Below are 11,425 nucleotides of genomic sequence, written 5' to 3'. Positions count from 1 at the left end.
GGCTTTTTGGATGAGAAATACCATTAAAAAGGTGACGATAGTGGTACCCGTATTAATGACCAGTTGCCAGGTTTCCGAGTAATGAAACAAGGGTCCGGTTACGGCCCAGACAATAACCGTTAAAAAAGCAATGATAAAAGCGACAGAACTACCCGTGGCTTTGGTGACTGAGGAGGCAAAGCGTTCAAAAATACTTTTGGGTGTCGAATCAGGGGAGGGAGTTGGGGAGTCCATAGCAGGTAGTGAGTGATAAATTGAGTAGCTACCTATACAAACAGAATCGAGAGTCCTTTTGGCTGGGCTTAATCTGTTTTTAATTCGACCTAAAAGCCCTATACTATTGAGGCTGGTAGCGTCATCAAGCTATGGAAATTTAAGCTCTACATGAGTCTGGATTTTCCCGGCCAGGAACCTTCACTGAGTAGTATCCTGAGTGAGGTGCGAAAAGTACGGGAGCTGGTCAGTCCTCAGAACGCTTAATAATAGCAGGATGCGTGAACTAGGGTAGCCACTCAGAATAAGCAGCAAACCCAGTCGCAAAGTATTTTATAGTTAGTCTTCGCCTGGCTTCGAGAAATCGTTTTCGCTTCTGGGCAATTAGATAAAATCATTCACCCATTAGGCAGCCATATAAATAGGATAATTCCATCTTCGTACTAGTCTAGGAAATACGAAAATAAAGCTGGCTAAAAATGCCCAGCTATGAAGCTTAAGGCAGGAAAATAGAGTCAAACAGGTGCCGGTTTTCGTGCTTTTCTTCTTAAAGTACGAAACGCGAGAATGACTTTTCCTACAGAACTCCGCCTAATCAAATTCAATCACTAACTTACGGCCCAAGGCCTGAGCAACCCGCTCAAGAGTGGTGACAGAAGGGGGTGTGTTGCGCTTTTCTAATTTATTGACGGCCGGCACCGATACCCCCAGCCGTTCACGAAGTTCCTTTGGGGTTAAGCCAGCCCTTACGCGAGCCTCTTTGATTTTTTAGCCGATTTTTTGCTCCACTGGTTAATATTTATAGGGTCAAATTGATTTATTTATATCTATTGATGTAGTTCGTTTATGGATTTCTGCGGTCCTTACGACAAATACATGGCTGAGCACCGTCGGTCATTTCTGCACGCTCCGTTAGTAGCCGGCTGGGAGTTCAGGCAGAAAACACCCCTAATAACTGAAAGAGCGGGTTGGCTGTCCTTAGCCAAAACCCAGGATTGGAAATTACCCGCGTCCATTCGCCAAGAGTTGTTAAGCGACCAATGGGCCATTGTGATTACGGACACCAACCAGATTATTCACTATGTGAATCTACCGTTTGAACGAATGACGGGTTACTCCAGCCAGGAAGCTTTGGGACGCCGGCCAACCTTTTTACAGGGTGAAGGTACCTGCCAACCCATGCGTGAGCGCATCCGGCAAGGTATTGATCGGCAGAAGTCAGTACGGGGACGGCTATTGAATTACCGAAAAGACCAAACCCCTTATTGGTGCCGGATTATTATTCGGCCCATCGTCAACCGACAAAATCAAGTGGTCAACTTTATCGCTTTTGAACGGGAAGGGTAGTGATAAGTTTAATGAAAGGCAAATAGCCCTAAACTGTTTAGGTGTCGGCTGTTTTGATTAAAAAATATCGACCCAAATCGGGTCGATATTTCCGCAACAACCTTAACCCATCCTGGGGAAATCGCTGAGTATCAAAGCAGGTAGGGAGTTGCTTATACTAGTAAAGGATTCCTCACCAGAGGTGGGGCTTTATGGAAAAATACCCTCCTCTGGTGAGGGATACTAGTTGAAGAGGTCGGTTTAACGCCCATCTGCCTCCTCTTGTTTATCTTGGTCTTCCTCATACTGAATGGACCGGCGAATCTTATCCTCATCCAACCTAATCGCACTCACAAAATATCCCCATGACCAAAAATGATTACCCCAGTAAGTGATCAGCTAGATCTATGGTCTGCTTAAGGAGGCTATTAGCTAAAAACCTTATAGCGAACATTTCGTTGTAAGCTCATTATTCAACTTTTAATCTACGATGATGGCTGATTCAACCAATCCAAAACACAAAGAGGGGCCAGTAACCAAAGCGATTGAACAACAAACGGCCAAATTACCCTCAGATATTTTCCTGTGGGCAGCGCTGGGTTCAATGGGCGTTTCGCTGTACTTACAAGCTACGGGCGACCGCAAGCGTAGTTTATTTGTTGGCCAATGGGCAGCCCCTTTTCTGCTGTTAGGGGTATACAACAAGCTGGTCAAGTTAGAGGGAAGCGATTAATGGATCACGGTTGGCTGATTTGTCGCTTAGAGCTTTTAGTAGGTTGACCGATTTTAAAAAATAATCCTTTTTTTAATCAGCGTTAAGCGCAACCCCGACTAATACGGGGTTGCGCTTTTTTTGCGAGCTCATTGCGGGGATGAGTAGCATCGTTCACACCAGATGGCTGGTAGTCATTTAGACCCCCTCAGACCTGCCCACTCAATAGCACGTGAATCATGGTGATTAAGAGGCTTCTTGTGAACACCAATGAAGGGTTGCGACGGGTTTGGTTGTGCAGGCTCCAGCTTTTTAGGGCCACTCTTCACAAGCTCCCCAACCCCACCTACCGAGTTGCCTACATAACGGTTGACGTAATCCGGATTTGACCAACCAAGTAGGTAGCTAGTTGCCCAAATCTATCAGACTTTGACTCAGACGAGATAGCCCATCTTGGGTAGTAACGTGATCTTTGAGGAGGGTAAATTGTATATTGACGTTTATTTCTCCCGCTATCCTGACCATGGTTCGACTATTCCTAATTTGGCTGCTGCTCTGTCTGACTGCTGGACCAGTCTTCTCCCAACCTAAAAAGATTGACAGTCTACTTACAGTACTGGCTAAACATCTTCAGGCAGATACGTTTCGGGTCAACCGCCTTAACGACATTGCTGCGGTATATTTTGAAAAGTTTCCACCGGACAACCCTGACAGGCTGGACTTGATCGGTCAGGTGAGTTTGCAACTCGCCAGTAAGTTGAATTACCACTACGGCCAAGCCATCGCATTGGGTACCTTAGCTGGCATCGCTTCCGCCAAAGGGGACATGAAACAGTATCAGAAGTGAAGATCGCCGAGTTTACACCAGTCTAAAGGATGTTGATCAGGCCTTGATCTATCTAAAAAGAAGCCAATTAGTAGCCCGCAAGCGAAACGATAAAGCCCAACTGGGGGCTTCCCTAACCCGAATTGGTGAACTCTATGAGCAAAAGCAACAGCCTGACAAAGCGATCAATGCTTTTAAGCAGGCATTGCCTTATGTGCACAATTTACGCGAAGATTGGGTCATCCGGATTGAGGCCCATTTGCGGGCTGTTATGCCCAAAAAAGCCAGTACCAACAGACCTTACGCTACGCCCGGGGAGCATTGGCCAAGATGCGAACCACAAAGGACGTATTCCACTACTTTGCGGGCTTCCAGTATACCGCCTGGTTGGCTCTGAGTGAGGCTCACCTGCATATGGGACGACTCGATAGTGCGCTTTATTACGGCAACAAAAGTTTACACTATACGCAGGATGTCGATCTAAGGGGAGGTTATTTAGAACGTCACCGGGAGGGGATGTGCAACCCAAGGACCTCAACGCGTTGGCGGATGAGTATATGCGCCTGGCTTATCATGGTCAGCGGACCAAAAACAAGGATTTCACTTGTGAGTTGGTAATCCAGTTTGACCCTACTATTGACCAAGCAGCGGTGATGGCTCAGGAAATAGGCCGGGTATTGTTAAACCTGTTCAGCAACGCTTTTTATGCTGTCAAGGAGCGGCAAAAGCAAGACGAGTTATCTTATCAGCCTACGGTCAGAGTCAGTACCCAAAAGACCCAAAAGGGGATCGAGATTCGGGTAAGTGACAACGGTACAGGCATGCCTGAATCGGTGAAAGCCAAGATTTTCCAGCCTTTTTGATATTTATCGAGTATAACCAATATACATATATATGGTTATTAGGTAGATAACAACTCATCAAGGCTCATTTAAGTCCCTGCTAATTCCATTAGGAACGATGACAAAGCAAGATTTACTACGCAAAATCACCGACCAGACGGGGCTCGATCCACAAATCAGCCAAACCGTTGTAGAAGCTTTTTTTGACAGTATCAAAGAAGCTCTAATCGATGGTGAACCAATTTATGTGCGGGGCTTTGGGAGCTTCGTGCTCAAGCATCGGGCTCCTAAGAAGGCACGTAATATTAGTCAGCAGACAACAGTCCTGATTGATGCCCATTCAATTCCTCACTTTAAGCCCAGTGCTAGTTTTGTCAAACGAGTTCGGGAGGGGGAATAAACATCACAAACAGCAGAGTAAACCCTAATCGCTAGTTTAGGACGAACCGCCTGCCGAGTACAGAAAAAGGCCAAGAATCTTTGGAAGAGCCTTGGCCTTTTAAAAAAGTTTTTCGTAGCGTTGAGTTCAGGGTAAACATCGCAGACAACCAACTTGTTTGGTTATCATCTCGAATTTGATTTCGGGCGCGTATTTAAGCCCTCTGTCCTTATGCTAAACGATCCTGCTTAAGACGATTGTAAGAAGCTTCTAAGTCGGCAAAATCATCCTGATTATAGCCATTGGCGTATAAATACTGAATCACTTCCTGAGCCCTAGTTACTATACTGGTATATAGAATATCTAAATCCACTACAACAGTCGATTGGGCTTTATAATTAGCTAGAAGGTGCAATTGGGAGTGGATGGCTGTAAAGGCATAAGAGCCCTGCATGAAGAAAAAATCCCATTCCTTGGTTGCAATGTTGTCTAACCACCAGGCGAGCACCAGGGCAATATTATCAGTCCAGCCTTTTGTCGGAAAACACTGATCGCCCACTTGCAAATAAACGTTGCCGGTAATAAAACCTGCATTCCATTCAATCGTGGATACATCTATTCGGAGCTCGACTTGTAGCATCATTAAATCACTGGGAGAAGTGTGTAGTTTGCTAAACCCGCGAACGATTAACCTGTTTAGCCAATTGAGGCTCTATCAATCGAATGGGGTAAGGACAGTCTGAGCTCCGATTACCTTTTACACCTGGTGTAACGCACTTAGGCAGGCCTGGAATGGGTATCAGGGTGATGGATTTCTATGCCTTTATTGAGCTATGGGCCAATCCTGGATAAGGAGATGGCCAAATCGTTGATACGGGAAAAGGATACCTCCTGAACTAACTACGCTATAATCATAATTACCGTAAATTGTATCCCCCACGCAGGGAGTAACCGTGGGTTGCTCGATAAAGACGCTTATACTATTTATGCTGGGTGTACCCAACCAGCCAGCAGATTGTGCCTTAAATACTAGTCTTAGCGCCCCCTCATCAATTGGATCAACCGTAACCAATTCCGCATAGTAGGTAAAGGGATACCGTTGGCGATTAATCTGAGTTGGCTGGATCTCGACCAGGTTGGACTGGCAGGTAGTCAGGGGTTTCCAGCCAGCACCTAGCTCCATACAGTGATACCAGGGTAGTGCCTTGTCCCACGCCGAAAGAAGCTCTGGCTCTTCCTGAGCTAGCCATTCTTCATAAGAGGCCACAGGTTGCCCAGATAGCGCCTGGGGCAGTTGGACAAAGGTTTCATAGGCTCGACAAACAATCGCTTGTTCCCCACTATGAATCAGCTCCACCAGGTGCCCCCTCTGAAGTAATGTCGTGTCTACCATTTCCTAAATACACTCATTTTTCTTGTAGCCACCCGGAGCTATAACTTATGTTCTGTCAGGTTAGCGATTTATTCGACCTTTACCCCCTGGAGAATTTCGTGAAACGCTGGCAGTGACAAGTGGCCCTAGTCGGGATTTCTCTCGCATTCCCTGTCCAATATGTACGATTATTTAATTGGCTTAAGCTTGCCAACCTGTTCATTATATAAGTCCAGAGCCTGGTCATCAATCGGCCCGTTTTGTAAATCCAGTACTAACAACTCACTGCGACTCTCCACGAATTGGGCTAAGGCTTCAATAGGTTGTTCGCTCTTGACTTCCTGTGGCCTCCAGGAATCCAGCGATCACTCGCCGGTATAGGTTAAGCTTCCCACTGGCAAATTCAACCGGACCCATCTGTAAGCTAATTGAAGGAGTAGTCGCTTTTTCTCTTCTGAATCCATATACGTTAAGACCAAACTTCACAAGCCAGTATCAATTCAATCTTATAACTTATGTGCGGCTACTGTAATCAATAACCAAACTCGCTGTCATTGCTCATTGGTTTTTAGTTTAAATGTACTTGTTTGAGGGCGTTAAGCTGGTTTTTCAATTCATTTATCGTATCGTTTTTCTGCTGGATTTGGGCTTGGCAATGTGTATTTCGGAGAGATTGACCAGGTAATTCCGTAGCAAAATGGCTGGTCAGTTTGCCGGTTCAGCGTCAAATTAGGTGAATTTGTGTAGTTTTCTTAGTTGAGTGGGTATGGATCTGTCCCCACTCTTACCGCCTGGATTTCAGTTCAGCCACCAGCAATTCACCCACGATTCGATCACTATTAGCTTGATAGCCACCAATCGGATGGGCACATGCCCACTTTGTCAGACAGCCTCCAACCGAGTGCATAGTTACTATTAATGTACCTTAGCCGACCTACCCATAAGTGGTAAACGGATCAAACTCCTGGTGAGGCTGCGCAAATTTTTCTGCTCTCTAGCCGATTGCCCCCGTAAAGTTTTTGCTCAATCATGCCACCCGAGCTGCAAGCCTTATGCTCGGAGACTGCTTAGAGCCGATCAGCAGATACAGGCTATTGGGCTGCGGGTTGGTTCCAAGCCTGGGGCTCGCTTATGTCATACCATTGGCCAGTTGGTTAGTGCTTCGACTGTCCTACGTATCATTCGCATAACCCTAATACCAGTCGTGGAAACGCCCAGGCGATTAGGTGTCGATGATTTTGCTTTTAAGAAAGGGCGTAACTATGACACCCTTCTAATTGATCTGGATCAGCATAAACCTATCGATGTATTGCCGGATCGAGAAGGTAAGACATTGGAGGACTGGCTTCGAACTCATCCGGGGGTTGAATTGATCACGCGCAACCGATCCAGTATTTATGCGAATGCCATCACTTCGGTTTGTCCCAATGCCACTCAAGTAGCTGACCGTTGGCACCTGTTGAAGAATTTATTTGAAGCCGTCGAACGCTTTTTAGATAGCCAACGCCCAGCCATTCGAGAAGCCGCTCAATTCATTAGTCAGCAATCGACAATTCGGATAACTACTGTTTCGTTAACAGAAATGGATTTACCAATACCGGCAACCCAACAACTACTTGATAATCAGTTAGGAAGCAACCAATTTATATAGAAAAACGGTATGAGCGTTATCAACGGGCTAAAGAACTACAGCAGCAAGGTCATAGTATTCGAGCCACTGCCGCTCACTTAGGTAGCTCCCGAAATACGGTCAAAAAGTACTTCAAACAAGCTCATTTTGTCCCTAAAACTAAGCGCAGGAAATCAAATTTGTTAACCTATGAAGTCTATTTACGGCAGCGTTGGCAAGCTGGTGAAACTTGTGTCAAAACGCTGTTTGAGGAAATCAAAATCCAGGGTTATTATGGGCGTTATACCATCTTAGCTGCCTTTTTAGCGAATTATCCGCGTCCTTCTTACGCGCCTACTTTACCACCGGCCCAAAAGGAGTTTAGCTATTCAAGTCGGCGGCTCAGTCGATTACTAGGCCAACTAGCCGTCGAATGGCCGGAAACAGATCGTCCTTTTTTAAAACACTTACTCCATTCCAATGAATTAATTGGTCAGGTGCACCAACTGAGTTTACGTTTCAAGCAGCTCATGCAGGACCGCCAAGCGGAAGAACTAGCGAACTGGTGTGCTGATGCCGAAGGGATACCTGTCTTGAGTGGGTTTGTGCGCGGTATGCGTCAGGACTTTGCTGCTGTTGAAGAAGCGTTTCGATCCGAGTGGAGTAATGGCCAAACTGAAGGGCAGGTTAACCGGCTGAAAACCATCAAGCGAACCATATATGGCAAAGCCAAATTTGATTTGTTACGGCTGAGGGTGTTAACCCGGAATTGGACGACTCCCCCAAATTAACGCTGAATAGGATTGGCATCACTAAATTGATAAAAGCCTTTTTGGTAACAAATGCCGGATGGATGAACCTCAGTGGGCCTCGGTCGTTTCTGTAGGTCCGTCCTTAATTTAAAAAGCTTTCCATTCGACTTAGTAAAGTTATTCAAATAGGCCTTGGGGACGATATGAGACTTGACGGGTTTCTGTTGTGCCATATCCAAATATAACAAATTCATTAAGTTGAAAGATCACATCAAAGCCCTGCAGAAGGATGCGAACTGGATGCACCGGAGTGATACCTAGTAGCCTTGGTGCCAAAGTCCTTTCCACCCAGTTGAGGCTTTTTAATGCCATTGCCTCATTGTTAGCAACAAACCAAAAGCGTGTGTAGTAGTGAGGGGGCAAACGTTTTTTAGTCAGATTAATCAGCCAACTTCTACTTAGAGTATGTTTGGGATAGGATAAAAGGGAGAGTCTGTCTAATCTTGGAGTTACCAAGCTACCAAGATTATGAACCAATCATTTCAGGAGTTAACAGACTCTCAATGGCAAATTATTGAAAAACTTTTGGATGACCAACGCCAGCGTTGGCATACGCTACGCACCATTATTAACGCTATTCTATGGCTTAACTACACCGGCTTACAGTGGCGTGAACTGAATAAACTGACTGGTGCCCAACTGCCCTGGCAGAGCGTATACTACCACTTTCGCCAATTCAAATTGAAAGGTATGTGGGAGCAAATACTGGACAGTTTAGTCGTCAAGGAACGAAAACGACAGCAAAGGGCTATGACTCCTAGTCTACTGGCCATTGATAGTCAAAGTGTTAAGATTATGCAGTTTATTGAAGAAGACACGGGGCTCGACGCTAACAAACGCATTAACGGTCGCAAACGTAGCATCGCCGTTGACCGCTTAGGCTTACCTTGGGCGCTGGCTGTGACAGGAGCGCATGTATCCGACAATGAAGCAGGTGAGTTAATTGTTGATCGAAGGCAAAGTGCCTCGTTTAGAAGTAATTGCGGCTGATGCTGGCTACAAACTAAACTTTATTGAGCATGTGGAAGCAAACGGCTGGCGGGTCGAAATTGCACAAAAGCCGGAAGGGAGTCGAGGTTTTGTGCCAGAGAAGAATCGCTGGCCCGTCGAACGCAGTTTCGGCTGGTTCAATTTTCGGCGTCGGCTCTTTCGGGATGTGGAGAAGAGCGTCGAAAGTTCGGAGGCTATGCTTCAACTTGCCTTTATTTCCATTATCATCAATAGGCTAGCCAAATAATATTCCAAAACATACTCTTAGTGATTGGCTGATTTCACATTAAAAAAAGCCGACTCAATCCGGGTCGACTTTTTGGTTTTTACATCTACATTACTAAGCGCCAAGCGGACACATAATTACTGTAGTTATAAAGGCCAGTACCTGGTAGTTATACTACTAAAAAACGCCAGCCCCAAGCGAGACTGGCGTTAGTGTATCAACCTTTATTCTAAAATCAGCAGCAAGATAGCCAATTCGCTGATGGGCTGTCTGAGCATTTCGCTCAGGACATTACGAGCGGGCATTTTTTGAGTTATCTTAACTCTTCCAAAGCATTTCCATTCGGAACGAATCCCGATTGGCAATTGCTGATCGGGATTTTTGCTCCCGCCTGCCCTCTTAGGTGACCCAGGCTAGGGAGTTGGCACAACACCTACTTCCCTGCCCTGGTGGCAATATGGTCGCTGACGCGCAAAATGGCCACTCTCAACTCCTCCAGATTACTGGGCTTGAGCAAATGATCGGTGGCCCCTAACCGCAGATAGGCCGCATGCTTGAGGGCGTCAAACTCCTCAGAGAGCATGATGATACAGGCCTGCTCACAACTTGGGTGAAGCAGCAACGTACTGAGCCAATGCAGATCTTCCTGCCGGGGAACAACTCCATCCAGCAGCAGCGCCGATGGCTTGGACTGGCTGAGGGAAGCGGCCGAAAGAAAGCTGTGGGGCGATCCAAACCAGCGAACATCCAGATGAGTAGCCCAGCTGACAAAACCGTGCTGCCAGAATACATAGTCCTCCTCATCTTCATCTAACAGAGCGACCCAAGATTTAGTCGTGTTCATCTTTATTATGTATTATACCAAACGAGGTTTACATAATCCATGGAGCAGTCGGTTTGTTCAACAAACCAGCTGGTTAGCGATCGTTTTTTAGGGAGCGGTCAAGTGAAGAGAAATTAAACTTAACCCCTTAACTTGTGTCAAAGGATTGTCCATTCCGGCACTAGATAGCCTCCGCCTTGGTTGATACCATCCATACCTCTACCGCTGATGCCCACTTCTGCCCCCTGTGTCTTTGTTGCCGATGATGATGAAGACGATCGTTACCTACTGGCCATCGCCTTCCAGCAGCATAGTCCCCAATGTCGACTCCTGTTTGCCCAGGATGGCCGGGCCCTGCTGGATGAGCTAGAACAGGCTCAACCATTACCCCGTTTAATTCTGTTGGATCTGAATATGCCCCGCCTGAACAGCTTTGAGACCTTACAACTGATACGAGCGCACCCGCTTTATCAAGACGTGCCGATGGTGATGCTAACCACTTCGGATTTGGCCGAAGATCGGCAACGGGCCCAGGATCTGAGGGCTACTGCTTTTATCACCAAGCCCCTCAACGCGAGTCGGCTAGGCGAGGTCGTCGGCCAGCTGCGCGCTGAGTGGTTGGCTGGCAAGTGTACGTAAGGGCTTCCCCTGGGCTAGGCACCCGTATCTAATCTATCGATGACCACTAGGACTCCCATAGCCCAGCTGTGAAGATAGAGCTATGGGAGTTTGCTGGCTGTGGGTATAGGAGATCTGGGCTTGATATTCAAAGTCTTATCGAAAAGTTACAGGCTCCTAAAAAATATATTGGTCCTAGCCGAGTGCTTGTAGCGGCCTTCCTCCTAGCCAAAGCCTGTAGCGACATATAATTTCCCCTATAATAAATAAGTTACCGAAGATCAAAGGATAGAGATAACTTACTCACCTCAGCCTTAACCTGACCTGGAAATAAACCTTTAGGAGTGGCAAGGCTGATCGTTTTAGGGCAAAAAAATAACCCTGTTGTTACGGGAACAGGGCTAACAGGCTTAAGTTGTTTATGTTCTTATGGGTTAGACTCAGGTCTATATCCTTGAGACGTACAACGTGTAGTTTGGACACATAAAAAAACGTTGGTACCAGGAGCACCAACGTTTTGACTAACCCATAAGAGCTTGCAGGCGAACAGGTCGGTAGCCCACAATCGCCCCCAATTTAGGGATGAGATTAATTGAATAGTAACTTATAGGTTATTTATTGACATTCTAGACAACAAAGAGTTAATAGAATCAGCCAAGGTGTTTATAGTACCGCCT

General features: G+C 46.3%; 17 protein-coding genes. 11 read left to right on the top strand and 6 right to left on the bottom strand.

Annotation, left to right across the window (positions count from 1 at the left end; translation table 11 throughout):
• On the bottom strand, positions 1-234 hold a 234-nt coding region (locus GO755_RS40335; protein ID WP_198175086.1), incomplete at its 3' end, for a low affinity iron permease family protein.
• 570 nt (positions 235-804) lie between these two features.
• On the bottom strand, positions 805-978 hold the full coding sequence (locus GO755_RS42280; RefSeq protein WP_394351063.1) for a helix-turn-helix domain-containing protein: 174 nt from the start codon (positions 976-978) through the stop codon (positions 805-807).
• Positions 979-1,089: 111 nt separating this feature from the next.
• Between GO755_RS42280 and GO755_RS40325 the strand changes: the two genes are divergently transcribed.
• From GO755_RS40325 to GO755_RS40300, 6 genes are all read left to right on the top strand, one after another.
• Positions 1,090-1,560 (top strand): PAS domain-containing protein, encoded by a 471-nt coding sequence (locus GO755_RS40325; RefSeq protein WP_227687289.1) that lies wholly within the window; start codon positions 1,090-1,092, stop codon positions 1,558-1,560.
• Between the two features lie 472 nt (positions 1,561-2,032).
• Positions 2,033-2,272 carry a hypothetical protein gene (locus GO755_RS40320; RefSeq protein WP_157591117.1) on the top strand — a complete coding sequence of 80 codons (240 nt, stop codon included), beginning with the start codon at positions 2,033-2,035 and terminating at the stop codon, positions 2,270-2,272.
• A 502-nt stretch (positions 2,273-2,774) separates the two neighbouring features.
• Positions 2,775-3,098, top strand: coding sequence for a hypothetical protein (locus tag GO755_RS40315; RefSeq protein ID WP_157591114.1), 324 nt, complete (start codon positions 2,775-2,777; stop codon positions 3,096-3,098).
• The gene (locus GO755_RS40310; protein WP_317166055.1) at positions 3,088-3,474 is read left to right on the top strand and encodes a tetratricopeptide repeat protein; all 387 of its coding nucleotides are present in this window, start codon (positions 3,088-3,090) and stop codon (positions 3,472-3,474) included. Before GO755_RS40315 ends, GO755_RS40310 begins: the two co-directional genes overlap by 11 nt.
• A 121-nt stretch (positions 3,475-3,595) precedes the next feature.
• Positions 3,596-3,940 carry an ATP-binding protein gene (locus GO755_RS42110; RefSeq protein WP_317166053.1) on the top strand — a complete coding sequence of 115 codons (345 nt, stop codon included), beginning with the start codon at positions 3,596-3,598 and terminating at the stop codon, positions 3,938-3,940.
• Between the two features lie 46 nt (positions 3,941-3,986).
• Complete coding sequence (locus tag GO755_RS40300; protein WP_317166054.1) at positions 3,987-4,319, top strand: HU family DNA-binding protein; 333 nt, start codon at positions 3,987-3,989, stop codon at positions 4,317-4,319.
• A 208-nt stretch (positions 4,320-4,527) separates the two neighbouring features.
• Here GO755_RS40300 and GO755_RS40295 read toward each other — a convergent pair whose 3' ends face one another.
• Together GO755_RS40295 and GO755_RS40290 are read right to left on the bottom strand one after the other, a co-directional pair.
• Positions 4,528-4,941 carry a hypothetical protein gene (locus tag GO755_RS40295; protein WP_157591111.1) on the bottom strand — a complete coding sequence of 138 codons (414 nt, stop codon included), beginning with the start codon at positions 4,939-4,941 and terminating at the stop codon, positions 4,528-4,530.
• A 180-nt stretch (positions 4,942-5,121) separates the two neighbouring features.
• Entirely contained in the window at positions 5,122-5,691 is a 570-nt protein-coding gene (locus GO755_RS40290) for a hypothetical protein (RefSeq protein WP_157591110.1), read from the bottom strand.
• Between the two features lie 1,183 nt (positions 5,692-6,874).
• Between GO755_RS40290 and GO755_RS40285 the strand changes: the two genes are divergently transcribed.
• Positions 6,875-7,321 carry a transposase gene (locus GO755_RS40285; protein ID WP_198175085.1) on the top strand — a complete coding sequence of 149 codons (447 nt, stop codon included), beginning with the start codon at positions 6,875-6,877 and terminating at the stop codon, positions 7,319-7,321.
• Positions 7,322-7,479: 158 nt separating this feature from the next.
• Positions 7,480-8,070, top strand: a complete 591-nt coding sequence (locus GO755_RS41180) for a transposase (protein WP_198175084.1) — start codon at positions 7,480-7,482, stop codon at positions 8,068-8,070.
• Here GO755_RS41180 and GO755_RS42275 read toward each other — a convergent pair.
• On the bottom strand, positions 8,067-8,264 hold the full coding sequence (locus GO755_RS42275) for a DUF4238 domain-containing protein (protein WP_198175083.1): 198 nt from the start codon (positions 8,262-8,264) through the stop codon (positions 8,067-8,069). The two genes, GO755_RS41180 and GO755_RS42275, sit on opposite strands and share 4 nt — an antisense overlap.
• Positions 8,265-8,559: 295 nt before the next feature.
• On the opposite strand from GO755_RS42275, the gene GO755_RS40270 reads away from it, so the two are divergent.
• Both GO755_RS40270 and GO755_RS40265 read left to right on the top strand, forming a co-directional pair.
• Positions 8,560-9,081 carry an IS5 family transposase gene (locus GO755_RS40270; RefSeq protein WP_157591107.1) on the top strand — a complete coding sequence of 174 codons (522 nt, stop codon included), beginning with the start codon at positions 8,560-8,562 and terminating at the stop codon, positions 9,079-9,081.
• A complete protein-coding gene (locus GO755_RS40265; protein ID WP_198175082.1) occupies positions 9,053-9,328 on the top strand; it encodes a transposase in 276 nt (91 codons plus the stop codon). The genes GO755_RS40270 and GO755_RS40265 overlap by 29 nt, the downstream gene beginning before the upstream one ends.
• A 412-nt stretch (positions 9,329-9,740) precedes the next feature.
• On the opposite strand, the gene GO755_RS40260 is transcribed toward GO755_RS40265, so the two are convergent.
• On the bottom strand, positions 9,741-10,151 hold the full coding sequence (locus GO755_RS40260; protein WP_157591105.1) for a response regulator: 411 nt from the start codon (positions 10,149-10,151) through the stop codon (positions 9,741-9,743).
• A gap of 207 nt (positions 10,152-10,358) precedes the next feature.
• Between GO755_RS40260 and GO755_RS40255 the strand changes: the two genes are divergently transcribed.
• Positions 10,359-10,769: a response regulator gene (locus GO755_RS40255; protein WP_157591104.1), complete on the top strand. Its 411-nt coding sequence runs from the start codon at positions 10,359-10,361 to the stop codon at positions 10,767-10,769.
• Positions 10,770-11,425: the final 656 nt, after the last annotated feature.

Origin of the sequence: Spirosoma arboris, from assembly GCF_009754945.1 — a bacterium.
Lineage (GTDB): Bacteria > Bacteroidota > Bacteroidia > Cytophagales > Spirosomataceae > Spirosoma > Spirosoma arboris.
The sequence above is the reverse complement of the archived record's forward strand: the minus strand, read 5'-3'. Positions and strand labels throughout refer to the sequence as shown.